The organism is Blautia sp. AF26-2, from assembly GCF_003460955.1.
In the GTDB taxonomy this organism is placed as follows: Bacteria; Bacillota; Clostridia; order Lachnospirales; family Lachnospiraceae; genus Fusicatenibacter; species Fusicatenibacter saccharivorans.
Genome location: NZ_QTWD01000006.1, coordinates 121,245 through 145,479 on the forward strand (window position 1 = coordinate 121,245; position 24,235 = coordinate 145,479).

Genomic DNA, 24,235 nt, shown 5'->3' on the forward strand with positions numbered 1-24,235 from the left:
CTGAGAAAAAAGGAGAAAAACGATATGGGACTTTTTTATGACAGTACGTATCTGCTGGTGATTCTTGCCGCACTGATTTCCATGGCGGTATCCGCCCGCATGAACACGATTTTCAGCAAATATCAGACCGTCCGCTCGTACAGCGGCATGACGGGACGCGAGGCGGCGATGCGCATTCTGCATCAGGACGGCATCTACGATGTGACCGTCCGCCACGTATCTGGTAAACTGACCGACCACTATGATCCGCGGACAAAAACCGTGAATTTATCGGATGCGGTTTACGATTCAACCTCGGTCGCAGCGATCGGCGTCGCAGCGCATGAGTGCGGCCATGCCGTACAGCACAATACGGATTACGTGCCGCTGAAAGTAAGAAGCGCCATTGTTCCGGCAGCGAACCTTGGATCCCAGCTTTTCTGGCCGCTGTTCCTGATCGGACTGATTTTCAGCCTTCCGATGCTTGTGAAAGCCGGGATCTGGCTGTTTGTGCTGGCACTGGCATTCCAGGTGGTAACACTTCCGGTCGAGTTCGATGCGTCGAGAAGAGCATTAAAAATGCTCAGTGAGGGCGGTATGGTGACAGAGACGGAACACGACGGAGTCAAGAAAGTACTCTGGGCTGCAGCCATGACATACGTGGCAGCGGTGATCGGTTCTCTGCTGCAGCTGCTCCGGCTGCTGATTTTATCCGGAGCATTTAGGAGAAATGATGACTGATACAATCAATACAAGAGAGCTGATTATGAACATTCTGCTTGAGATGGACAGGGAGAAAACGCCCTGCCATCTTGCTGTAAGGGACGCCCTCGATAAATACCAGTTCCTGCCGCGGCAGGACCGTGCGTTTATCAAGCGGGTCTGCGAGGGAACCGTGGAATACGGCATCCAGAATGACTACATCATCAATCAGTATTCCAAAATCAAGATCAACAAATGCAAGCCGGTGATTCGTGCGATCTTACGGATGTCGGTGTACCAGATCCGTTTTCTTGACGCAGTACCGGATTCGGCAGTCGTCAATGAGGCGGTGAAACTGGCGGAAAAGAAGCATTTTTACAACTTAAAGGGCTTTGTCAACGGCGTTCTGCGCACGATCGTGCGGGAAAAAGATCATCTGCCGATGCCGAAGGAGAACAATACTACGCAGTATCTTTCCGTGAAATACTCCATGCCGGAATTTCTGGTTGAGGAGTTCGTATCCCAGTACGGAAAAGAAACGGCAGAAACGATGATGGCGGATTTCCTGAAAGAAAAACAGGTGACGATCCGTATCAACCGCTGGAACAATACGATCGAGGAGACGAAGAAAAGCCTGGAAAGCCAGGGGGCAGAGCTGGAAAAAGCGCCGTATCTTGGCGAGGCGTTCTATCTGAAAAACTTTGAGACGATCGCATCACTGAATGCCTTCCAGGAAGGCCGGTTCCAGATTCAGGATGTGAGCTCCATGATGGCGGCGCATCTGGCGGATCCAAAGCCGGGTGACCAGGTGCTGGATCTCTGCGCGGCACCGGGCGGAAAGAGCCTCCATGCAGCAGATAAAATGAGAAATCAGGGATGCGTGGAAGCGCGTGATCTCACTGAATACAAGGTCGATCTGATCCGGGAAAATGTGCAGAGAGCAGGTGTTTCCTGCGTCGTGCCGAAGGTAAAAGATGCGGAACAGCTCGATGCGGAATGGATCGGAAAAGCGGACGTTGTGATTGCGGACCTGCCGTGCACCGGATACGGCGTCATCGGCAGAAAGCCGGATATCAAATATTACGCTTCAAAAGAAAAAGAAGAGGAGCTGGTACGGATTCAGCGGGCAATCCTTGCAAATGCCGCATCGTACGTAAAGCCGGGCGGCACACTGCTGTACAGCACATGTACCGTCAACAGAAAAGAAAACAGCGAGAATGCCGCATGGTTTCTGGAACAGTTCCCGTTTGAAGCAGTCAGTCTGGATGAACTGCTGCCGGATGAGCTGAAAAGCGGAGAAACGGCCAAAGGACAGCTGCAGCTGATCCCGGGGGTACACAAGACAGACGGATTTTTCCTTGCAAAATTCCGGAAAACAGAGGAAGGACGGGCGTAACAGATGGATATTAAATCAATGACCTTAGACGAATTAAAGGACGCCTGCCAGCAGATGGGAGAAAAGCCGTTCCGTGCCAAACAGTTATACGACTGGATGCATCATCGTCTGGCGGGCAGCTACGATGAGATGACGAATCTCTCGCTTGCCTTCCGGGAAAAATTAAAGGAACAGTATCCGCTTACCTGTCTCGAAAAAGTGCAGGTGCAGGAGTCCAAAATCGACGGAACGAGAAAATACCTGTTCCGCCTTAGCGACGGCAACGTGATCGAGAGCGTCTGGATGAAGTACCACCACGGAAATTCCGTCTGCATCTCATCCCAGGTCGGCTGCCGGATGGGCTGCCGCTTCTGCGCGTCCACAATCGGCGGACTCGTGCGGTGCCTGACTCCGTCGGAGATGCTCGACCAGATTTACCGGATTTGGGAGGACACCGGGGAGCGGGTCTCCAATCTGGTTGTCATGGGAACGGGTGAGCCGATGGACAACTACGACAATCTGGTGCGCTTCGTGCGGCTGCTTTCGAGCCAGGAAGGACTCAACATCAGCCAGAGAAACATCACCGTTTCCACCTGCGGAATCGTGCCGAATATGTACAAATTGGCAGATGAGGGACTCCAGATCACCCTGGCACTTTCCCTTCATGCGCCGAACGATGAAAAGCGCCGCGAGCTGATGCCGATTGCCAATAAATATTCCATTGATGAAATTCTCGATGCATGCCGCAATTACTTTGCAAAAACAGGCCGTCGGATTACATTTGAGTACTCTCTCGTTGGCGGGAAAAATGACAGCGAAGCCGATGCAAAAGAGCTTTCCGCGCGGATTTCGGATATCAACTGTCATGTAAATCTGATCCCGGTCAACCCGATCAAAGAGCGCGATTACGTGAAATCAACGAAAAAAGTCGTAGAGAATTTCAAAAATAAACTTGAAAAATACGGAATTAATGTTACTATTAGAAGGGAAATGGGCGCCGATATTGACGGAGCCTGTGGACAGTTAAGAAAAAGTTTTATCGATAAATCAAACGAACAGCCGTAAAAAGCGGCTGTCAATACAGGAGAAAAAAGCATGAAGGTATTTTCTGCAACCGATATCGGACAGAAACGGACGATGAACCAGGATTTTGTGTTTGCCTCCGCCTCTCCGGTCGGAAACCTTCCGAACCTCTTTGTCGTTGCAGACGGCATGGGAGGCCATAACGCGGGCGATTTTGCTTCGCGTTACGGTGTTTCTGTACTGGTGGAATCTGTAAAAAGGGATACGAATTTCAACCCGGTGCGGATCATTCGGCATGGAATTGAAGCAGCAAACAGCCAGATTTTTGAGCAGGCAAAACGAGATATATCCATGGAAGGCATGGGTACGACGATGGTAGTAGCTACGGTTGTCGGCAACTATGCCTACGTTGCAAACGTAGGAGACAGCAGGCTGTATCTGGCAGCAGATGGCACGTTTGACCAGGTGACGCAGGACCATTCCCTGATCGCAGAGATGGTGCGCCTTGGAGAACTCACTCCCGAGCAGGCGCGGAATCACCCGGACAAAAACATTATTACCAGAGCAGTAGGCACACAGGATACCGTAAAGATTGATTTCTTTGACATTCAGCTTGAAGAGGGCAATCAATTGGTGATGTGCTCGGACGGCCTTTCCAACATGGTAACGGATGAGGAGATTTTCGAACTCATCTGCCGAGAAGACGGTGAGGACAAGGCGAAACGTTTAATTGATAAAGCAAATGCAAATGGCGGCAGAGACAATATCGCAGTCATTGTCGTTGAACCATTTACAAACGAGGTGAAAGAATGTTAAAAGAGGGCGTTATTTTAGGAGAACGATATGAGATCATAAGCCGGATCGGTTCCGGCGGTATGGCTGATGTCTACAAAGCAAAAGACCACAAGCTGAACCGCATGGTGGCCGTCAAGGTTTTAAAACCGGAATTCCGGGAGGATAAAACCTTTATCCGCAAGTTCCGCACGGAGGCACAGGCCGCAGCAGGACTGTCCCATCCGAATATTGTAAACGTGTACGATGTCGGGGAGGACCGCGGCGTTTACTATATCGTCATGGAGCTTGTCGAGGGAATTACTCTGAAGGATTACATTGACCGCAAAGGAAAACTGAGCGTAAAAGAGGCGACCAGCATCGCCATTCAGGTTTCCCTTGGTCTTGAAGCAGCACACAACCGCAATATTGTACACCGCGATGTCAAACCGCAGAACATCATCATTTCCACAGACGGAAAAGTAAAACTTTCCGACTTTGGTATTGCAAAGGCAACTTCTTCCAATACGATCAGTTCGAACGTTATGGGAAGCGTACATTACAGCTCTCCGGAGCAGGTGCGCGGCGGATATTCGGACTATAAGAGTGATATCTATTCCCTTGGTATCACCATGTACGAGATGGTAACCGGAAGAGTGCCGTTTGACGGCGACACCACCGTTGCCATCGCAATCAAGCATCTACAGGAGGAGATTGAATCTCCATCCAAATATACCCCGAACCTTCCGTTCGCACTGGAGCAGATCATCTTAAAATGTACCCAGAAGAGCCCGGACCGCCGTTACAACAACATGGCGGAGCTGATCGATGACCTGAAGCATTCGCTGATGGAGCCGCAGGGCAACTTCGTAAAAGTAACTCCGTTAAGCTCCCACGCCGAGACCGTTATGGTATCCGCAGAGGAATTAAGCCAGATCCGTTCCGGCGCAGCAGCAAAAGCAAATGCGCAGACGGCAGAGGAGCCGGCCCGCAAGCGCTACAGCAAGATCGAGGATGAGGACGAGAACGAAGATTACAGCTACGAGGACGAAGAAGAAGAGGATGAGGACGAAGACGAGGATGACCGCGATTCCTACGATGAGGATGACGACGATTCCTATTACGACGATGAGGATGACGATGACAAAGCCGGAAACAAACTTGAGAAGATCATTACGATCGGCGGTTTTGCGATTGCAGCCATCATCATCTGCATGCTGATCTACTTCATCGCACAGGCAGCCGGCATTGTCGGCGGAAAAGGACCGACCGCAGCTTCTTCTGGTTCTGCATCATCATCGAGCAGCACGGAAGTTGTTTCTTCCAGCAGCAAAGAAGAGGAAAAAGTAACCGTTCCGGATCTGAGAAACAAAACAGAGGCAGATGCAGCCACACTGGCAAACAGCCTGAAGCTTGGCGTAGTCAATGGCGGAACCGAGGCATCGGATGTCATTGAGGCAGGAAAGATCTGCCGTCAGGATCTGACACCGGGAACGAAAGTTGATAAAAATGCAACGATTACGTATTATGTAAGCTCCGGAAAAGAAACCGTAACGATTCCGACCGGTATTGTGGGAACACAGAAAGACGCTGCAAGCGCTGCTCTGACCCAGCTTGGACTTCAGGTTTCTACCACGGAGGATTTCAGCGATACGGTTGCCGAAGGATATGTAATTTCCGTTGATCCGGCCGAAGGAAGCCAGGTTGCACCGGAATCCACCGTTACCCTCGTTGTCAGCAAGGGATCACAGGATGCGGAAGAGATTGCAATCCGTGATGTTATCGGTCTGGATGAGGAAACTGCAAAATCAATCCTGAGCGATTTCAATATTATTGTAAAAACAGGAACCAGCAGCAAGGTGGCCGAGGGTGAAGTCATGGAGGTTGACCCGGCAATCGGAACCAAAGTGAAGAAAGGTTCGGACGTTACGATTTATGTCAACAGCCCAAGTGCACAGCCAACAACGCCGGATGAAAATACACCGACCCCGACACCGGCCGAGCCGGGCGCAAATACCGCTACGGATGTTACCTGGTCCTGCAGCCAGACCTTAAGTGCGCCGGATCAGTATCAGGGTGGTATTGCAAAAATTGAGCTGATCCAGGATGATGGAAACGGAAACGAGACCTCCATCACCATCATGGACGGACAGGCCATTACGAGCTGGCCGTATTCTGTCAACACCAACTGGAGTGCTTCATCGTCTGCTTCTTCTACCGGAAGAATCGTCTTCTATGAGATGGATTCGAGCGGAAGTTATCAGGCAATTGCACAGTACCCATCGGTTCCGTTGAGTGAAGGGTGAGTATGACAGGAAAGATTATGAAAGGAATTGCCGGATTCTACTACGTAGACGTAGAAGAATCCGGCATTTATGAGTGCAAAGCAAAAGGAATTTTCCGAAAGGAAGGCCAGAAACCGCTCGTCGGAGATCTTGTGGAAATCGAGATTCTGGATGAAGCGGAAAAAACAGGAAATATGACCCGGATTCTGCCGCGAAAGAATGAACTGATCCGTCCGGCAGTGGCCAATATCGATCAGGCGCTTGTGATTTTTGCGCTGGAAAATCCGACCCCGAACCTGACGCTTCTGGACCGTTTTCTTGTGATGATGGAACAGCAGAACGTTCCGACGGCAATCTGTTTCAATAAAAGAGATCTTGCGGGGGAAGATTACACAGACCATCTGCGAAGCGTCTATGAGAACTGCGGTTACCGTGTCTTTACGGTGAGTGCAGCGAAAGAGCAGGGCATGCAGGAAGTGGAAGCATACCTGAAAGGGAAAACAACGGTGGTAGCCGGTCCGTCCGGCGTCGGAAAATCTTCGATCACAAACCGGATGCAGAAAGAAATCCAGATGGAGACCGGAGAGATCAGCAAAAAGCTGAAAAAAGGAAAACACACGACGCGCCATTCCCAGATGATCCCGATCGACCATGAGACGTATCTGTGCGATACGCCGGGGTTCAGCTCGCTTTATACAACCGATATGGAAAAAGAGGAGCTGAAAAACTTTTTCCCGGAATTTCATCCGTACGAAGGAAAATGCCGTTTCCTCGGCTGCATCCACGGAAAAGAGCCGGGCTGTGCCGTCAAAGAGGCACTGGAACAGGGAAATATCAGCAAAGAAAGATTTGAAAACTATACCATGTTCTATGAAGAACTGAAAGAACAGGAAAAGAGGAGATACTAGCATGAGCCGAGTATATCAGTTGGCACCTTCTATTTTATCCGCAGACTTCAACCGTCTCGGAGAACAGATCCAAAGGGTAGAGAAAGCAGAGTGCCGGTGGCTTCATATCGATATTATGGATGGAATGTTTGTACCATCCATTTCGTTTGGAATGCCGGTGGTAAAGTCGATCCGAAAAGAAAGCAGTCTGTATTTTGATGTTCATATGATGGTAAAGGACCCGGAGCGGTACGTAGAAGAATTTCAAAGCTGCGGGGCGGATATGATCACGGTTCACGCGGAGGCATGCCGCGATCTGGCAGAAACCGTGAAAAAGATTCATGAAACAGGCGCAGATGCCGGAGTTGCCGTAAATCCGGATACGCCGCTTTCTGCGGTTACGGACGTGATGGATCAGGTAGAAATGATTCTGATTATGAGCGTTTATCCTGGCTTCGGCGGCCAGAAGTATATCCCGGAGTCGACGGAGAGAATCCGTACGCTCCGCAGAATGCTGGATGAAAAGGGACTGGAGCATGTGCACATTCAGGTCGATGGCGGCATCAACCGCGCGACCATCGATGAAGTCCTTGCGGCAGGTGCCAACATCATCGTGGCAGGCTCTGCTGTATTTGGCAGCAACATCGAGCAGAACGTGCGCGAGCTGCAGGAAAAAATTTCTTCATACAGCAAAAAGGCAGAATAAGATACAAAAAGACAGAAAAAAGAGGCAGGGAAACGTGAGAACATGTATTATTTCGGGAGGGATGATCGAACCGGATTTTGCCTTCCCATATCTTCAGAAACAGCAGTTTGATATTATCCTGGCAGCAGACCGGGGACTGGAGTTCTGCTACCATTACCAGATTATGCCGACGTATATTCTGGGAGATTTTGACAGTTTATCTCCGGAGATTTTAAATTATTACAAGGAGAACCATGTCGCACCGATCCGGGAATTTAATCCCATGAAGGACAATACGGACACGGACATCGCATTTCAGCAGGCGATTGTTCTGGGAAGCAGTGAAATCACGATCCTCGGAGCAACAGGAGGAAGACTTGACCATTTCTTAAGTATTGTGCAGAACCTGAAAACGGCATGGGAGAAGAAAATTCCGGCTTACATCGTGGACAGCCGCAATCTGATTACGATTCCGGTGGAAACTTCGTTTGAAATCCGGAAAGAAGAGCAGTTCGGAAAGTACGTTTCGTTCTTCCCGCTGGAAAAGGAAGTCGCATCCATCACCCTGGAGGGCTTCGCCTACCCGCTCGACCATCACTATCTGCCGAATAGTTCGGGTGGTCTGTGCGTGAGCAATGAGATCGTCGAGGAGACCGCGCATGTATCGTACGAGGGCGGCATTCTTCTGATGGTACAGTCAAGAGATTAAAATCCATTGAAATCAAAGAGCCCGTGTGCTATAATTTATAGTTGCATTGGGCTCTTTTTGTGCATAAAAAGAACCCGAACAGAAAAAGAAGCGAAAAATAAAAACAAAGGAGATATAGATTACTATGAAATTAGGTATCGTGGGCCTTCCGAACGTCGGAAAAAGTACACTTTTCAATTCCCTGACCAAAGCAGGAGCAGAGAGCGCAAACTATCCGTTCTGTACCATTGACCCGAATGTCGGCATCGTGCCGGTTCCGGACAAGCGTCTGCAGCAGCTCGGAGATTTCTATCAGTCCAAGAAAGTAACACCGGCTGTCATCGAGTTCGTTGACATCGCAGGTCTTGTAAAAGGTGCATCCAAAGGAGAGGGACTTGGAAACCAGTTCCTTGCCAATATCCGTGAGGTAGATGCTATCGTTCACGTTGTCAGATGCTTCGAGGATCCAAACGTTATCCACGTAGATGGCAGCATTGATCCGCTCCGTGATATCGAGACCATCGACCTTGAGCTGATCTTCGCCGACCTTGAGGTACTCGAGCGCCGTATTTCCAAAACTGCAAAATCTGCAAGAATGGACAAAGAGGCAGCAAAAGAGCTCGAATTCCAGGAGCGTCTGAAAAAACTGCTCGAGGACGGAAAAGATGCCATCCTGATGGAGCTGCAGAACGAGGACGAGGAGAAATGGATCGCAGAGTACAACCTGCTGACCAGCAAACCGGTCATCTACGCAGCAAACGTAGCAGAGGATGATCTCGCTGACGATGGCGCAAACAACTCCTATGTACAGTCCGTCCGCGAATATGCAAAAGAGCACAACAGCGAAGTATTCGTCATCTGCGCCGAGATCGAGGCAGAAATCTCCGAACTCGAAGAGGATGAGAAAAAAATGTTCCTCGAGGATCTTGGTCTTACCGAGTCCGGCCTGGAAAAACTGATCGCAGCAAGCTACCGTCTGCTCGGCCTCATGAGCTTCCTTACAGCAGGAGAGGATGAGACCCGTGCATGGACCATCAAAGTCGGAACAAAAGCACCGCAGGCAGCCGGAAAAATCCACACCGATTTCGAGCGCGGATTCATCAAAGCCGAGGTTGTCAATTATCAGGATCTGCTCGACTGCGGTTCCTACGCAGGAGCAAGAGAGAAAGGCCTTGTGCGTATGGAAGGAAAAGATTACATTGTCCGCGACGGCGATGTCATCCTGTTCCGTTTCAACGTTTGATAAGTAATAATAAGAGAGAATATAAGTTATGGATATGGAAATTAATTTTCCCAATCTCGGGATCTATCTCGACCATGTGGGAAAAAACATCAGTATTTTCGGATTTTCCATCGCCTATTACGGCATCGTGATCGTAACCGGTATGATGATTGCGATCTGGATTGCCCAAAGAGAGGCAAAGCGGACAGGGCAGAACCCGGAGCAGTACCTCGATCTTGCGATGATCGGCATCGCAGCCGGTATTCTCGGGGCGCGGATTTACTACGTTATATTTGCCTGGGACTATTATAAGGATGATCTTTTGAGTATTTTCAACATCCGCCAAGGCGGACTTGCCATCTACGGCGGCATCATCGGTGCCTGCATTGCGGTGGTGATTTACAGCAGAAAGAAGAAACAGAACTTCAGCCTTCTGATGGATACCGCGAGCATGAGCATCGTGTTCGGTCAGATTATGGGACGGTGGGGAAACTTCTTTAACCGTGAGGCATTCGGTGACTACACTAACAACCTGTTTGCGATGCAGCTTCCGGTTTCCGCGGTCCGTGCCAATGAAATCACACAGAAAATGTGGGATCATGTGGTGACGGTAAACGGCGTCGAGTATATTCAGGTGCATCCCACCTTTTTATATGAAAGTTTATGGAATGTGGGTGTCCTGCTTTTTCTTTTCTGGTTTCGGAAAAGAAAAAAATTTAACGGCGAAGTGTTCCTGATGTATCTGATAGGATATGGCCTTGGAAGAATCTGGATCGAGGGACTCCGCACCGACCAGCTTCTGCTTCCGGTGGTGGGACTTCCGGTTTCCCAGCTCCTTTCGGGGTGCCTTGTGGTGGGATGTACCATCTTGGTGGTATGGAAACGAAAAAAATTATCATCCGGTGGGGAGACAGCCCATTCTTAAGGATAAAACCAGTGAAAAAAACAGAATAAAAATACAGAAAAGGGGAAAACCGGCAAAAAAGGTTTTCTCTTTTTTGATACAAAATTGGTATAAAAAAGGCGGAAAATGCGCATAAAAATGTTGCATTTTGGGGAAAATCTTAAAAATGAAATAGAAAAAAGACCTTGCTATTTTCCCTGAGTTGATATAGAATAAAAATATAAGTGGTAGAAAGTGGTGAAAAGTGGTGCGTTGTGGAGCGGATGTGGCAGTCTGGCTGCGGCGCGATACATGAAGTGGTGCGTGGGGAGACCGCCATTTCAGGTGATAAGAGGGTTTTCATTATGTTCATGGGAGAGTACAGTCATACGATTGACGCGAAGGGAAGATTGATCATACCGTCCAAGTTCAGAGAACAGCTGGGAGAAGAGTTTGTACTGACGAAGGGATTGGACGGATGCCTTTCCATTTACCCAAACGACGAATGGGCTGCCTTTGAAGAGAAGCTGAGAGCCTTACCACTTACAAACAAAAACGCCAGAACTTTTTCCCGTTTCTTTGTAGCAGGTGCTACGTCATGTGAACTGGACAAGCAGGGGAGGATTCTCGTACCGGCAACGCTGCGGGAATTTGCTGGTCTGGAAAAAGATGTAGTCCTTACCGGAAATATCAACCGGATTGAAATCTGGAGCAAGGAAAAATGGAACGAAAACAGCAATTATGATGATATGGATGCCATCGCCGAATCAATGGAAGAGATGGGCATTGTGATCTGATCTGTTTCGTTGGGATACAGGAGATGACCATGGAATTTTCGCATACATCAGTATTACTGAATGAAACCATTGAAAACCTTAAGATAAAACCGGACGGAATCTACGTGGACGGGACGTTGGGAGGCGCTGGACATTCCAGTCATATATGTGAGCGCTTATCTGCCACGGGGAGATTAATAGGCATAGATCAGGACGAAGCTGCGATAGCTGCTGCGGGTAAACGCCTGGAACCATTTCAGAACCAGGTCACGATTATCCGCAGCAATTATTGCGATATGGTTCCGCGTCTTGCCGAAATCGGAGTCACCGGGGTAGACGGAATCCTGCTGGATCTTGGAGTTTCATCCTATCAGCTGGATAATGCAGAGCGTGGATTCACATACCGTGAGGATGTTCCGCTGGACATGCGGATGGATCAGAGAAATGCTCTTTCCGCGTACGAAGTCGTGAACGATTACAGTGAAGAGAATCTTTCGCGTATTCTCCATGAATATGGAGAAGAGCGTTTTGCAAGAAAAATTGCACACAATATATGCGTAAGCCGGCAGCAGGCGCCGATTCGAACAACTGGGGAGTTAATCGAAATCATCAAGCGCTCGATTCCGGCAAAAATAAGGGCGACGGGCGGCCATCCGGCCAAGAGAACCTTTCAGGCAATCCGTATCGAAGTGAACCAGGAACTTACCGTTCTGTCGGAGTCACTGGACGGCATGATTGATCTCTTAAATGACGGTGGAAGACTTTGTGTCATCACCTTTCATTCTCTGGAAGACCGTATCGTAAAAAACATTTTCAGAAAAAACGAGCATCCATGTACGTGTCCGCCGGAATTTCCGGTCTGTGTATGCGGAAAGAAGTCCAAGGGAACCGTAGTAACTCGGAAACCGATCTTGCCGGGAGAAGAGGAAATGGAAACAAATCCCCGTTCCAAGAGCGCAAAACTGCGCGTCTTTGAACGAAAAGTGTGACGGCTCGGCACGAAGGAGACAGAGAAGTTATGGCCAGACGGGCAGATGGAAGGGTAAATTCGACAGATAGAACGAAACGTTATACGCCAGATACGTTTGAGGACGGAAGTGCGGTACGGCGTCTTGCAGCACAGCCGCAGGAAGCACCAAAAGAAGCACGGCCTCTGAAATCGGGTGTGAGCAGCCAGACAAGAAGAAACCGGGCACGGGCGACACAGATCAGCGCGGGCTACGCTGTTTTTCTTGCCATTGTCTGCACACTGTGTATCGCGGCGTGTGTTGCGTATGTCAAGTTGCAGACCGTGGTTACCACGCAGGCGGAAGACATTACCAGCAAAGAAAAAGAATTGAGCGATCTGAAGGCGGACAATGACGCCTATTACAATACAACGGTTGCCTCCGAAGATCTTGAGGCAGTCAAAGAAGCAGCACAGAACCGGCTCGGCATGAAATATGCAGATGAGTCCCAGGTAATTTATTTCGATGATTCAGAAAACAGCTATGTGAGACAGTATCAGGATGTTCCGGATGCGAAATAGGTGAAAACGTGAGTAAACAGAAAAAAAATAAAAAACGAAGCGGGGCATTCCGGAGACGGAAGACAAGTGGGCGTATGAGCAGAAAACTGGTAGCACTCTTTTTGGGAGTGATGCTGGTTTTTGTTGCTTTAGCGATTGACATTACGTATGTGAATGCCACAAAGGGAGAAAAATACGAAAGACAGGTTTTAAGCCAGACGCAGCAGTCCTACGACAGCAGGACAATTCCATTCCAGCGGGGAAGTATCACCGACCGGAACGGAACGATTCTGGCAACGAGTGAGAAGGTTTACAACGTTATTCTCGACTGTAAACTTGCCAATACGACGGTAAAAGATGAAGAAAAGAACGATACCCATCCGTACGTCGATCCGACCGTAGCAGCACTGGTTGAATACTTCGGACTCGACGAGACGGATATCCGGGATCGTCTGACCGGCGAAACGACAAAAGAAAGCCAGTACCAGGTTCTCGCCAGAGAGGTCTCGATGGACGCGAAAAAAGCGTTTGAGGCCTATGTGGACGAGTACGCGGACAAAAAGAACAAGGAGCTCGATGAGAATGAGCAGGCGGAAAAAGCATACCGTGCCAACATCCGCGGCGTCTGGTTCGAGGAATCCTACCACAGAACGTATCCGTTAAATTCACTTGCCTGCGATCTGATCGGCTTTACGTATTCAGGAGACACGGCAGACTGGGGAATCGAAGGGTATTATTCCAGTATCTTAAATGGCGTGAATGGCCGCCAGTTCGGCTATTACAACGAAGATGCGGATATGGAACAGACGATCATCGAGGCGCAGCCGGGCAAAAACGTGGTTACGACGATTGATGTAAATATTCAGAAGATCATCCGCACGGCGATCGAGAATTACAATGAGCGGATTCATGTCCAGAACGGCGCGGACGAATCGGACACTGAGACGAACCGTCAGACAAAAGCAGCAAAGAATATCGGCGTTGTCGTGATGGATCCGAACAATGGAGAGATTCTTGGTATGGATTCTTCCGACTGGTATGACCTGAACAATCCAAGAGATCTGACACCGTTCTATTCGCAGGAAGAAATTGATGCGATGAACGATAACGAGACAATGGAGGCTTTGAGTGCCATCTGGAAAAACTACTGTATTTCCGATGCATACGAGCCAGGTTCCACGGCAAAACCGATGAACGTGGCGGCGGCATATTCCCTCGATGTAATCGATGATGATACCCTGTTTGACTGTGAGGGGTTTGAGACGATTGCAGGGCAGATGATCCGCTGCGGAGCTTATCCGGGAACACATGGCGTACAGACACCGGCCGATGTACTGAAAAACTCCTGCAACGCTGGTATGATGCAGATCGGACAGAAGATGGGAGCAGCGGAATTTCTCCGCTATCAGGATATTTTCGGTTTCGGCAGTCTGACAGGAATTGACCTGCCGGGTGAGGCGTACGGCCTGGTTCACACGGAGGATACCATGGGACCGACCGAGCTTGCAACGAGTACATTCGGACAGGGCTATACCGTGACGATGGTACAGCAGGCAGCTGCGTTTTCCTCTCTGATCAACGGAGGCAATTATTACCAGCCGCATGTGATGAAGACGATCACGGACAGCACAGGAGCTGTTGTTGAGAGCAATGAGCCGAATCTGGTGCGTCAGACGGTTTCCGCGGAAATCAGCGATAAAATGAGAAGTTTCCTCCAGGGAGTCGTGACTGATGGAAGCGGCCAGAGTGCAAAGGTTGCCGGTTACACGATGGGAGGAAAAACAGGTACTGCACAGAAGTATCCGCGAGGCAATGGAAAATATCTCGTTTCCTTTATCGGATTTGCACCGGTAGAAAACCCGAAAGCTGTTGTTTACGCGATTGTGGACGAGCCGGATGTAGAAAATCAGGCGAACAGTGTGCTGGCACAGGAGATCGTAAAAGAGATCTACACAGAACTGCTGCCGTATTTGAACGTATTCCCGGATGATACGGACGGTGTGACGGGCGAAGGCTCCGAGACCGGAACGGATGATCCAAACGTAGCGGCACCGGTACAGGAAGACGATACGGAAAACAGTGCTGAAAACAGCAATATCGAGAACGGCGGTCTGACAAACGCCGAGCTGGATCTCATCAATGAAGAGTAAAAAAACATAAAAAACAAAAGACATAACCCCATAGCAGTTTCCATATAGTGTTATCATAATGGATTCGGCTATGGGGTATTCTATGCGTAAAAACAAAACGTATCACCGGAAAAAGACGGTTCTTCTGTGGGTACTCTGCATGGGAATGATGGTCGGACTTGCCGGGCGGCTGGTGTATCTGTGTGTGTTCCGGTCCGTCTATTATTCCGAGAAGGCGGATGATCTGCACGAGCGGGAGCGCGGGATCAAGGCGGCGCGCGGCCGGATTCTTGATGCAAACGGGGAAGTTCTCGCGGCAAACCGCACGGTCTGTACGATTTCCGTGATCCACAGCCAGATCGAGGAGCCGGAGGCGGTGATTGCGATGCTGGTAAAAGAGCTTGGAATTTCGGAGGAGACGGCGCGGAAACGCGTGGAGAAGCGGTCTTCAATCGAGCGTGTCAAGACGAATGTGGACAAGGAGACGGGTGATACCATCCGGTCGTACGGATACGCGGGGGTAAAAGTGGATGAGGATTTCAAGCGGTATTACCCCAAAGGGAAGCTGGCGTCGCGCGTTATCGGCTTCACCGGAGGCGATAATCAGGGCATCATCGGACTGGAGGTGGAATATGAGGAAATTTTAAAAGGAATCAACGGAAAAATCCTGACGACAACGGATGCGCGCGGGATTGAGCAGAACGGCATCGGGGAGAGCCGCCAGGAGCCGGTGGCGGGAAGGGACTTAAAGGTCAGCCTGGATGTCAATATCCAGGCGTACTGCCAGCAGGCAGCGGAAAAGGCGATGGCAGAAAAACAGGCGGACAGCGTCTCGATTCTTCTTATGAATCCGCAGAACGGAGAAATCTATGCCTGTGTCAATGTGCCGGAGTTCGACCTCAACGATCCGTTCACGCTGCAGCAGGATACAACGGGACTTTCGGAAAAAGAAATTCAGGATCTGCTGAACCAGATGTGGCGGAATGCCTGCATCAACGATACGTACGAGCCGGGATCTACCTTTAAGATCATCACGATGTCGGCGGGACTTTCGGAGGGCGTTGTGTCGCCGAACGATTCGTTTTTCTGTCCCGGCTACAAAATCGTGGAGGACCGCCGGATCCACTGCCACAAGCGGACGGGACACGGAGCCGAAAACTTCGTGCAGGGCGCGCAGAACTCGTGCAACCCGGTGTTCATTGAAGTGGGGCTGCGGCTCGGTGTGGAAAAGTTCTGTGATTACTTCCGGAATTTCGGTCTGATGGAAAAGACGGGGATCGATCTGCCGGGCGAGGCATCGACGATTATGCACAAGGAGGAAAACATCGGAGAGGTTGAGCTTGCGACGATGGCATTCGGCCAGTCCTTCCAGATCACGCCGATCCGCCTGGCGGCGACGGTCTCTGCGCTCGTCAACGGTGGAAAAATGGTGACACCGCATGTCGCAACGGATGTGCTCGATGAAGAAGGAAATGTTGTAAAGCATCTGAATTTTCCGGAAAAAGAAGGGGTTCTTTCGGAAGAAACTTCCAGGACGGTGCGCGAAATTCTGGAAAGCGTCGTTTCAGAAGGGTCTGGAAAGAATGCGTACCTCGAGGGATATTCCATCGGCGGAAAGACGGCAACCTCGCAGACACTTCCGCGGAGCGCCAACCGCTATATTTCCTCATTCCTCGGCTTCACCCCGGCGGAGCATCCGACGGTGCTGGGGCTTTGCATTATCCGCAATCCGCAGGGCGTCTACTACGGCGGAACGATCTGCGCGCCGGTGATCCGCGATATCTTTTCCAATGTACTTCCGTATCTCGGTATTGGACACAATTCTTAGGAAACCTGAGAATTGTGTCCTTCGCAGCCCTCATTTAAAGTTTTGCTTCGCAAAAGGAGGGCTGCTCACACCTGAATCACTTTCTTACGCAGCGAAACAGCAAGTGTTTCACTGCTGAGCGAACCGTAACTTGGATTATAAAAGAAGGTTGCGAAACAGAACAAAAAGCTATATACTGAATAGGCTGGAGAAAATATTTTGACATGCCTGTTCCGTACACAATCCGTACAAAAAGGAAGAGGTGCGTCTATGAAAAGAGAAATGATCCTGCCGGTTCTTCTTTCCTTTGGCATCAGCCTGGCGCTGGGGCCGGTTCTGATCCCGTTTCTGCGAAAAGTCAAAGCGGGGCAGAAGGAGCGGGAAGAGGGTGTGCCGAGCCACCAGAAAAAAGCGGGAACCCCGACGATGGGCGGCGTGATGTTTCTGGCGGCGTTTACCGCAGTTTCCCTCCTTTTCCGGAAAGAGGGAGCGGAAGTGGTTCCGGTGCTGTTTCTGACGCTTGGTTTTGGCCTGATCGGCTTTCTCGATGACTATCTGAAAGTCGTGCTGCACCGCAGCGACGGGCTGTACCCGAAGCAGAAAATGGCACTGCAGGCAGTGATTACAGCAGTCTTTCTGTGGTATTTGGCGCGTTTTTCCGGAATTTCCCTCCGGATGCGCATTCCGTTCCTTCCAGGCAAAGAGCTGGACGCAGGGATTTTTACGATTCCGTTTCTCGCCTTTGTGATTCTTGGAACGGTCAACGGTGTCAACTTTACCGACGGCCTTGACGGACTGGCGGCGAGTGTGACGATTTTAAATGCTGTTTTCTTTTCCGTGGCATCGATCGGCCTCGGAAACGGTGTTTCCCCGTCCCCGCTTGCGGTTATCGGGAGTCTGCTGGGGTTTCTGGTATTCAATGTATTTCCTGCCCGCGTCTTTATGGGCGATACCGGAAGTCTGGCACTCGGCGGTTTCGTCTCGGGAATGGCGTGTTTCTTACGTCTCCCCTTATTTCTGCCGCTTGTGGGATTCATTTATATGATGGAGATTCTCTCTGTGATCCTGCAGGTGTCATTCTTCAAACTGACGAAGGGAAAACGGATCTTCAAGATGACGCCGATCCATCACCATTTCGAGCTGATGGGCTGGTCGGAGACACAGATTGTGACGGTGTTTGCTACAATCACAGCGATACTATGCCTGATCGCATTGATGGGGCTTTAAAATATGGAGGTAATCAAACATGATTTTCGCAGGAAAAAAAGTACTGGTTTTCGGAACCGGAAAGAGTGGAATTGCAGCGGAGGAGCTGCTGCACAAGAAAGGTGCTTCTGTCGTTCTTTACGATGGAAATGACAAACTCGAAAAAGAAGAAATCTTAAAAAAATTAGAGAGCCGTGACAGCGTGGAAGTTGTCTTAGGCGAGCTCCCGGAGGAGATGCTCGACAGCCTTGATCTTGTCGTTTTAAGCCCGGGCGTTCCGACGGATCTGCCGGTTGTCCTTAAAATGAAAGAAAAAGAGATCCCGGTCATCGGTGAAGTGGAGCTGGCGTATCAGGTAAGCCGCGGAAAAGTGCTTGCGATTACCGGTACTAACGGAAAGACCACCACAACATCGCTGCTCGGCGAGATCATGAAAGCATATCAGCCGGAAGTAAAAGTGGTCGGAAACATCGGAACCCCGTACACATCCGCGGCACTCGACACGACAGATGATACCGTAACGGTTGCCGAGATCAGCAGCTTCCAGCTGGAAACCATCAAAGAGTTCCATCCGGCGGCAAGTGCGATCACAAACATTACCGAGGATCATCTGAACCGCCATCACACGATGGAAGAGTATATCCGCGTGAAAGAGTGTATCACCGAAAATCAGACGATGGATGATCTCTGTGTGCTGAATTATGAGGACGAAATCCTGCGCCCGTTCGGCGAGAAACTGATGGCAGAGAAGAAAGTACAGGTGATGTACTTCTCGAGTCTGCGTGCGTTAAAGGACGGCATCTATTATCAGGACGGCGAAATCCGCATTGCAAAGAACGGCGAGACGGAGCTTCTGACCAGAACCGACGACTTAAAACTGCTCGGCCTACATAATTTTGAAAACGTCATGGTTGCTTCTGCGATGGCACTTCATGCAGGCGTGCCGATGGAAACTGTCCGCAAAGTCATTCAGGAGTTTGCAGGGGTAGAGCACCGCATCGAGTATGTCTGCGAGAAGGACGGCGTGGCATATTACAACGATTCCAAGGGAACGAATCCGGATGCGGCCATCAAAGGCATCCAGGCGATGAACCGCCCGACTCTGCTGATCGGCGGCGGCTACGACAAGCAGTCCACCTACGAAGAGTGGATTCAGGCATTCGATGGAAAGGTACGTTTCCTGGTTTTGATCGGAGATACGAAAGAGAAGATCGCAAAAGCGGCAAGAAACGTCGGATTCAACGACATTATCATGGCAGACAACTTAAAAGAAGCCGTACAGATCTGCCACGACAAGGCAAATGCAGGGGATGCGGTTCTTCTTTCCCCGGCCTGCGCAAGCTGGGATCAGTTTAAGAGCTATGAGCAGCGCGGTGAGCTGTTTAAGGAGTACGTAAGAGCACTGTAAAAACGTCATATCAGGAAACTATCCCGCATAAGCTGAAAAAGAGCGAACGGCGGGTGTGGCGCGGATGCGGAAGGAAAAAGAGAAAAAAATAGATGGGACGCTGCTGGTGACGGTATGGATTCTGCTTGGCCTTGGCCTTGTGATTCTGTACAGCGCCAGCGCGTATAACGGCCGGGTCAGATTCCATGACCCGGCTTATTATTTCAAGAAGCAGCTCTTTGCAAGTGCGCTCGGTGTGATCGGTATGTATGCGGTTGCAAAAATAGATTACCGGCGGCTGTTTGCACTGGCACCGTGGTTTTATGCGGCTTCCCTTGCGCTCTCGACGGCGGTGCTCTTTTTCGGAAGTGAGTACAACGGCTCGAAGCGGTGGTTAAAGCTTGGCCCCTTATCGTTCCAGCCCTCGGAATTTGCCAAGATGGCGGTGATTCTCTTCCTGCCCTGGGTGATGGAGCACACGAAAGGCCGGTCCGACAGTCTCTGGTTTATGACAAAGGCGGTGCTGTGCACCCTGCCGATTGCAGCGCTTGTCGGAAGCAATAACTTAAGTACGGCGATTATTTTGCTCGGAATCTGTGCATTTCTGATTTTTATTTCACATCCGGGCTACCTGCCGTTTCTCGGAATCGGAGGCGCCGGCATCGGGTTTATTGCCGTTTTTCTGATGATGGAGAGCTACCGCCTCGAACGCCTTGCCATCTGGCGCAACCCGGAGGCGTACGAGAAGGGGTTCCAGACCATTCAGGGACTCTATGCGATCGGCAGCGGGAGAATCTTTGGCTGCGGGCTTGGAAAAGGCCTGCAGAAGCTTGGCTTTGTGCCGGAAGCGCAGAATGATATGATCTTTTCGATTATCTGTGAGGAGGGCGGACTGTTCGGCGCCTGCCTGGTGATCGCCGTGTTTGCGGTGCTGATCTGGCGCTTGATGGTTATTTCGATCCATGCGCGGGATCTTGGCGGAGCACTGATTGCGGGCGGAATTATGGGGCATATTGCGCTTCAGGTGATTCTGAACATCGCGGTTGTGACAAATACGATTCCGAATACCGGCATTACGCTGCCTTTTATCAGTTACGGCGGCACCTCCGTGTTGTTTCTGCTCGGCGAGATGGGGCTTGCCCTGTCGGTCTCGAGGGACACCGATTAAAAAGGCGGAAAAGCGCTGCAGAACGGGAACAAAACGGGAGTGTAATGCATACCGTAAAAAGAGAGGCCGGATGGGAGAGAACAGGTGGGAGTATATCAGATTCTCGGCGGAAGGCGGCTTTGCGGAACGGTAACAGTCCAGGGTTCCAAAAATGCCGTTCTTCCCATGATCGCGGCGGCGGTTCTGACAAAAGAGGAGGTCGTGCTGGAAGGCTGCCCGAAGATTTCCGATGTGGAGGATATGGCGGAGATTGTAAGAAGCCTTGGCGGAACAGTCTGGTGGGAGAGGAATGCGCTCCACCTGAACTGTGAAAAGATCGAAAAAAGCCGTGTGGAGGGAGCGCTTTCGAAGAGACTGCGCGCCTCTCTTTTGTTTCTGGGAAGTCTTCTTGCAAGGACAGGGGAGGCATACCTTGCAGGGGCCGGCGGCTGCCGGATCGGAAAGCGGCCGACGGACCTGCATCAGAGGGCAATGGAGCTTCTGGGAGCCGAGGTCTTCGAGGAGGACGGCACCATTCGGGCAAAGGCAGATCATCCGAAAGGAGCCGTGCTCTGCTTTCCGAAAAAGAGCGTCGGGGCGACGGAAAATGCGGTTCTTTTTGCTGTCGGAGCGGAAGGTGCAACAAAGCTGGAGCACTGTGCGCGGGAGCCGGAAGTGGTTCATCTCTGCCGGTTTCTTAAGGCCATGGGAGCGGAGATTACCGGCGAGGGGACGGAGCAGATTACCGTTTACGGAAGGCGGGGAAAGAGACTGCTGTCCGGCTGCCGGTATCGTGTTCCGGGTGACCGGATCGCGGCAGGGACGTATCTTCTGATGGGCGCGGCGACGCGGGGGCACCTGACGCTTTCCGGCGCGCCGCTGGACGAAATGGGGGCGGTTCTGTCCCTCTATCAGAAAATAGGTGGACAATATACAAGGAAGAGTGGTACACTGGTAGCAGACAGCAAAAACGTGCAGCATGCTGTTCCGTACGTGGAGACAGAGGAATATCCCGGTTTTCCGACGGATCTGCAGTCGCTGTATCTGGCGGCAGCGATGACGCTGGAAGGAAAGAGCTGTATCTGTGAAAATGTATTTGAGGACCGCCTCCGGACGGCAGAGGAGCTGCAGAAAATGGGCGGTACGCTGCAGATCTGCGGAAAATGGCTGACGGCCGAAAAAAGCCGTCTGCACGGTGCAGAAGTTGTTTCCCAGGATCTTCGGGGCGGCGCGGCACTCGTATCGGCGGCGCTTGCCGCAGAAGGATTTTCCACAATCCGGCAGACAGAACTGATTGAGCGGGGGTATGAACGGTTTCCAGAAACGCTCCGGGAACTCGGAGCCAAGATTATCGTAGAAAAAGAAATATGAGACAGAAAAAAAACAGAAAAAAGAAGAAAAACAGAAAAATACGGATTCTGACCGGGGTGGTGCTTGGCGTCGGCCTTGCAGGTGCCTTGTTTTTTAATGTGTTCAAAATCCGCAATATCCAGGTGGCGGGGAACACCCGGTATACAAAAGATGAAATCAAAGAGATGGTCGCGGACGACAAGTGGATGAAAAACACGGTGCTTCTTACGACGTTTCATTCGAAGGTTGATATGAGCGATATTCCTTTTATGAACTCCGTGGAGTTTACGTTTGTAAGCTATGACACCATCTGCATCCAGGTAAATGAGAAAAAAGTGGTCGGTTATGTCGAGTACGAAGGCCAGAAGGTCTATTTTGACAAGAACGGCATCGTGCTGGAGTGCGTGGACGAGGAGCAGGAAACACCTGCGGAGGGTGAGCCTTCCGACGGAACCGCCTCCGATGGAACGAGTGCGGATGGATCTCTTACGAGTGAGTCGCTTGCATCCGAAAGCGTATCATCCGATGGCACAGCATCCGAAAGCAGTACGTCCGACGGTGCGCTCTCGGCGGATACGATTAAAAGTGCACGTGTGACAACGACAGACTTTCAGCCGACCCTTTCCGATGTTCCGCTTGTAACAGGACTTACGTTTGACTATGTGACCGTGAACAAGCAGCTCCCGGTTGAAAAACCGGCAGTTTTCCGCACCATGCTCGCACTTACGAGAATGACGGAGAAATACAATATCACGCCGGACAGTGTGGAATTTAATGAGAACAGCGAAATTATTCTGCATTACTATGATACCGTGCGGATTCTGCTTGGAACCGATACGGCGTTAGAAGAAAAGATGACGCGCGTAGCAGCAATCCTGCCGAGCCTTTCCGGTCTTTCCGGAGAACTCCATATGGAGGATTACAAGGACGGCGACAGCAGCTTTGTCTTCTCGAAAGATGTATAAGAGGAAAGGAAAGCCGTCAAAAAAACGCAATAATCCTGAATTTTTTATGAAATACGAAAAAAACAGTTGATTATTTTCCGAAGAAATTATATTATATCTTTATGTATGACCATCAGAATATCAGACTATTTTGAGATAGACAGCAGTTCATAATCAAAAGGAGGAAGTTGAAATTGTTAGAGATCATGACAAATGAGGCAGAATCATCTGCAAAGATTATCGTAATCGGTGTAGGTGGTGCAGGAAATAATGCTGTAAATAGAATGGTGGAGGAATCCATCGGCGGCGTTGAATTCGTTGGAATCAACACCGATAAACAGGCGCTGACCCTCTGTAAGGCACCTACCATTCTCCAGATCGGCGAGAAGCTGACCAAGGGACTGGGCGCAGGAGCAAAACCTGAGGTTGGAGAGAAAGCAGCCGAGGAGAGCATCGAAGAGCTCAAACAGATCATGGAAGGCGCTGATATGGTATTCGTCACCTGCGGTATGGGCGGCGGAACCGGAACAGGTGCAGCACCGGTTGTAGCAGGCGTTGCAAAAGAAATGGGCATTCTGACTGTCGGCGTTGTAACAAAACCGTTCAAATTCGAGGCAAGAACCCGTATGAGCAATGCGCTGATGGGAATCGAAAAACTCGAGGAAAACGTAGATACCCTGATCGTGATCCCGAACGACAAACTTCTTGAAATCGTAGACCGCCGGACAACCATGCCGGAGGCATTAAAGAAAGCAGACGAGGTTCTGCAGCAGGCCGTACAGGGCATCACAGACCTGATCAACCTGCCGGCACTCATCAACCTCGACTTCGCAGATGTTCAGACCGTTATGACCGACAAGGGTATCGCCCACATCGGTATCGGCGAGGCAAAGGGCGACGACAAAGCGCTCGAGGCTGTACAGCAGGCTGTTTCCAGTCCGCTGCTTGAGACCACCATCGAGGGTGCAAGCCACGTTATCATCAACATTTCCGGAGATATCTCCCTTATGGATGCAAACGATGCTGCAAGTTACGTACAGAATCTGGCTGGAGAGGATGCAAACATCATCTTCGGTGCTATGTATGATGATTCTGTTACCGATACAGCGAAGATCACCGTTATCGCAACAGGTCTCAACGATGCAACGGCGAAACAGGCAAGCGTATCCCGCAAAGAGCCGGCAGATGCAAGAAAGAGCGCATTTTCCAGCAGCAGCTTCTCTGCACAGGCAGCCGCTCCGGTACACACTGCTCCGAAAGCTTCCGCTCCGGTACAGCCGCAGCCACAGGTTCAGGTGCAGCCGCAGGTACAGGCTCAGCAGACCATGACAAGCAATGTTCCGAAAAAGGACATCCAGATCCCGGATTTCTTAAGAAACCGCAGATAAGCAAAGAATAATAAGCAAATAACGAATTTACCTCGACACGCCGCAGACCGAAAATGTTGCGGCGTGTCGAAGTTTGTTGATCAAAAAAGAAGGT

The 24,235-nt window shown here is 50.5% G+C and carries 21 protein-coding genes; all 21 read left to right on the forward strand.

Annotated elements, in window-relative coordinates:
• Nucleotides 1-24: 24 nt before the first annotated feature.
• The 21 genes from DWY63_RS09325 to ftsZ all read left to right on the forward strand — a co-directional run bounded on the left by DWY63_RS09325 (nt 25) and on the right by ftsZ (nt 24,141).
• The gene (locus DWY63_RS09325; RefSeq protein ID WP_117801952.1) at nt 25-720 is read left to right on the forward strand and encodes a zinc metallopeptidase; all 696 of its coding nucleotides are present in this window, start codon (nt 25-27) and stop codon (nt 718-720) included.
• Nucleotides 710-2,077 carry a 16S rRNA (cytosine(967)-C(5))-methyltransferase RsmB gene (gene rsmB, locus DWY63_RS09330; protein WP_330415457.1) on the forward strand — a complete coding sequence of 456 codons (1,368 nt, stop codon included), beginning with the start codon at nt 710-712 and terminating at the stop codon, nt 2,075-2,077. The genes DWY63_RS09325 and rsmB overlap by 11 nt, the downstream gene beginning before the upstream one ends.
• Nucleotides 2,078-2,080: 3 nt before the next feature.
• Entirely contained in the window at nt 2,081-3,121 is a 1,041-nt protein-coding gene (rlmN, locus tag DWY63_RS09335) for a 23S rRNA (adenine(2503)-C(2))-methyltransferase RlmN (protein ID WP_055226967.1), read from the forward strand.
• A 30-nt stretch (nt 3,122-3,151) separates the two neighbouring features.
• Complete coding sequence (locus DWY63_RS09340) at nt 3,152-3,895, forward strand: Stp1/IreP family PP2C-type Ser/Thr phosphatase (RefSeq protein ID WP_022463152.1); 744 nt, start codon at nt 3,152-3,154, stop codon at nt 3,893-3,895.
• Nucleotides 3,889-6,156, forward strand: a complete 2,268-nt coding sequence (gene pknB / locus DWY63_RS09345; RefSeq protein ID WP_117801954.1) for a Stk1 family PASTA domain-containing Ser/Thr kinase — start codon at nt 3,889-3,891, stop codon at nt 6,154-6,156. Before DWY63_RS09340 ends, pknB begins: the two co-directional genes overlap by 7 nt.
• A gap of 2 nt (nt 6,157-6,158) precedes the next feature.
• Nucleotides 6,159-7,043, forward strand: coding sequence for a ribosome small subunit-dependent GTPase A (gene rsgA / locus DWY63_RS09350; protein ID WP_055219788.1), 885 nt, complete (start codon nt 6,159-6,161; stop codon nt 7,041-7,043).
• Nucleotide 7,044: 1 nt separating this feature from the next.
• On the forward strand, nt 7,045-7,728 hold the full coding sequence (rpe, locus tag DWY63_RS09355; protein WP_022463156.1) for a ribulose-phosphate 3-epimerase: 684 nt from the start codon (nt 7,045-7,047) through the stop codon (nt 7,726-7,728).
• Between the two features lie 34 nt (nt 7,729-7,762).
• Nucleotides 7,763-8,416: a thiamine diphosphokinase gene (locus tag DWY63_RS09360; protein ID WP_147343065.1), complete on the forward strand. Its 654-nt coding sequence runs from the start codon at nt 7,763-7,765 to the stop codon at nt 8,414-8,416.
• 124 nt (nt 8,417-8,540) lie between these two features.
• Nucleotides 8,541-9,638 (forward strand): redox-regulated ATPase YchF, encoded by a 1,098-nt coding sequence (gene ychF, locus DWY63_RS09365; protein ID WP_022461456.1) that lies wholly within the window; start codon nt 8,541-8,543, stop codon nt 9,636-9,638.
• 28 nt (nt 9,639-9,666) lie between these two features.
• Complete coding sequence (lgt, locus tag DWY63_RS09370) at nt 9,667-10,542, forward strand: prolipoprotein diacylglyceryl transferase (protein ID WP_022461071.1); 876 nt, start codon at nt 9,667-9,669, stop codon at nt 10,540-10,542.
• Nucleotides 10,543-10,865: 323 nt separating this feature from the next.
• Nucleotides 10,866-11,297, forward strand: a complete 432-nt coding sequence (mraZ, locus tag DWY63_RS09375; RefSeq protein WP_022461070.1) for a division/cell wall cluster transcriptional repressor MraZ — start codon at nt 10,866-10,868, stop codon at nt 11,295-11,297.
• A gap of 29 nt (nt 11,298-11,326) precedes the next feature.
• Nucleotides 11,327-12,265, forward strand: a complete 939-nt coding sequence (gene rsmH, locus DWY63_RS09380) for a 16S rRNA (cytosine(1402)-N(4))-methyltransferase RsmH (protein WP_022461069.1) — start codon at nt 11,327-11,329, stop codon at nt 12,263-12,265.
• Nucleotides 12,266-12,294: 29 nt separating this feature from the next.
• On the forward strand, nt 12,295-12,804 hold the full coding sequence (locus DWY63_RS09385) for a hypothetical protein (protein WP_022461068.1): 510 nt from the start codon (nt 12,295-12,297) through the stop codon (nt 12,802-12,804).
• A 74-nt stretch (nt 12,805-12,878) separates the two neighbouring features.
• On the forward strand, nt 12,879-14,933 hold the full coding sequence (locus DWY63_RS09390; RefSeq protein WP_055226958.1) for a peptidoglycan D,D-transpeptidase FtsI family protein: 2,055 nt from the start codon (nt 12,879-12,881) through the stop codon (nt 14,931-14,933).
• A gap of 82 nt (nt 14,934-15,015) precedes the next feature.
• A complete protein-coding gene (locus DWY63_RS09395; protein ID WP_117801956.1) occupies nt 15,016-16,740 on the forward strand; it encodes a peptidoglycan D,D-transpeptidase FtsI family protein in 1,725 nt (574 codons plus the stop codon).
• 249 nt (nt 16,741-16,989) lie between these two features.
• A complete protein-coding gene (gene mraY / locus DWY63_RS09400; protein WP_055226954.1) occupies nt 16,990-17,946 on the forward strand; it encodes a phospho-N-acetylmuramoyl-pentapeptide-transferase in 957 nt (318 codons plus the stop codon).
• Nucleotides 17,947-17,965: 19 nt separating this feature from the next.
• Entirely contained in the window at nt 17,966-19,333 is a 1,368-nt protein-coding gene (gene murD, locus DWY63_RS09405; protein WP_055226952.1) for a UDP-N-acetylmuramoyl-L-alanine--D-glutamate ligase, read from the forward strand.
• 64 nt (nt 19,334-19,397) lie between these two features.
• The gene (locus DWY63_RS09410; RefSeq protein WP_117509641.1) at nt 19,398-20,480 is read left to right on the forward strand and encodes an FtsW/RodA/SpoVE family cell cycle protein; all 1,083 of its coding nucleotides are present in this window, start codon (nt 19,398-19,400) and stop codon (nt 20,478-20,480) included.
• Nucleotides 20,481-20,564: 84 nt separating this feature from the next.
• On the forward strand, nt 20,565-21,830 hold the full coding sequence (gene murA / locus DWY63_RS09415) for a UDP-N-acetylglucosamine 1-carboxyvinyltransferase (protein ID WP_117801957.1): 1,266 nt from the start codon (nt 20,565-20,567) through the stop codon (nt 21,828-21,830).
• A complete protein-coding gene (locus DWY63_RS09420; RefSeq protein WP_117760483.1) occupies nt 21,827-22,774 on the forward strand; it encodes a cell division protein FtsQ/DivIB in 948 nt (315 codons plus the stop codon). The genes murA and DWY63_RS09420 overlap by 4 nt, the downstream gene beginning before the upstream one ends.
• A gap of 185 nt (nt 22,775-22,959) precedes the next feature.
• Entirely contained in the window at nt 22,960-24,141 is a 1,182-nt protein-coding gene (ftsZ, locus tag DWY63_RS09425; RefSeq protein WP_055219889.1) for a cell division protein FtsZ, read from the forward strand.
• Nucleotides 24,142-24,235 lie beyond the last annotated feature (94 nt).

What these genes read in the sequence shown, in the direction of transcription:
- DWY63_RS09395 (WP_117801956.1), top strand. Translation starts at nt 15,016, where the DNA reads ATGCGTAAAAACAAAACGTATCACCGGAAAAAGACGGTTCTTCTGTGG.
- mraZ (WP_022461070.1), top strand. Translation starts at nt 10,866, where the DNA reads ATGTTCATGGGAGAGTACAGTCATACGATTGACGCGAAGGGAAGATTG.
- murD (WP_055226952.1), top strand. Translation starts at nt 17,966, where the DNA reads ATGATTTTCGCAGGAAAAAAAGTACTGGTTTTCGGAACCGGAAAGAGT.
- pknB (WP_117801954.1), top strand. Translation starts at nt 3,889, where the DNA reads ATGTTAAAAGAGGGCGTTATTTTAGGAGAACGATATGAGATCATAAGC.
- DWY63_RS09410 (WP_117509641.1), top strand. Translation starts at nt 19,398, where the DNA reads ATGCGGAAGGAAAAAGAGAAAAAAATAGATGGGACGCTGCTGGTGACG.
- ftsZ (WP_055219889.1), top strand. Translation starts at nt 22,960, where the DNA reads ATGACAAATGAGGCAGAATCATCTGCAAAGATTATCGTAATCGGTGTA.
- DWY63_RS09340 (WP_022463152.1), top strand. Translation starts at nt 3,152, where the DNA reads ATGAAGGTATTTTCTGCAACCGATATCGGACAGAAACGGACGATGAAC.
- rsgA (WP_055219788.1), top strand. Translation starts at nt 6,159, where the DNA reads ATGACAGGAAAGATTATGAAAGGAATTGCCGGATTCTACTACGTAGAC.
- ychF (WP_022461456.1), top strand. Translation starts at nt 8,541, where the DNA reads ATGAAATTAGGTATCGTGGGCCTTCCGAACGTCGGAAAAAGTACACTT.
- rsmH (WP_022461069.1), top strand. Translation starts at nt 11,327, where the DNA reads ATGGAATTTTCGCATACATCAGTATTACTGAATGAAACCATTGAAAAC.
- rlmN (WP_055226967.1), top strand. Translation starts at nt 2,081, where the DNA reads ATGGATATTAAATCAATGACCTTAGACGAATTAAAGGACGCCTGCCAG.
- DWY63_RS09420 (WP_117760483.1), top strand. Translation starts at nt 21,827, where the DNA reads ATGAGACAGAAAAAAAACAGAAAAAAGAAGAAAAACAGAAAAATACGG.
- DWY63_RS09390 (WP_055226958.1), top strand. Translation starts at nt 12,879, where the DNA reads ATGAGCAGAAAACTGGTAGCACTCTTTTTGGGAGTGATGCTGGTTTTT.
- rsmB (WP_330415457.1), top strand. Translation starts at nt 710, where the DNA reads ATGATGACTGATACAATCAATACAAGAGAGCTGATTATGAACATTCTG.
- DWY63_RS09325 (WP_117801952.1), top strand. Translation starts at nt 25, where the DNA reads ATGGGACTTTTTTATGACAGTACGTATCTGCTGGTGATTCTTGCCGCA.
- rpe (WP_022463156.1), top strand. Translation starts at nt 7,045, where the DNA reads ATGAGCCGAGTATATCAGTTGGCACCTTCTATTTTATCCGCAGACTTC.
- lgt (WP_022461071.1), top strand. Translation starts at nt 9,667, where the DNA reads ATGGATATGGAAATTAATTTTCCCAATCTCGGGATCTATCTCGACCAT.
- DWY63_RS09385 (WP_022461068.1), top strand. Translation starts at nt 12,295, where the DNA reads ATGGCCAGACGGGCAGATGGAAGGGTAAATTCGACAGATAGAACGAAA.
- mraY (WP_055226954.1), top strand. Translation starts at nt 16,990, where the DNA reads ATGAAAAGAGAAATGATCCTGCCGGTTCTTCTTTCCTTTGGCATCAGC.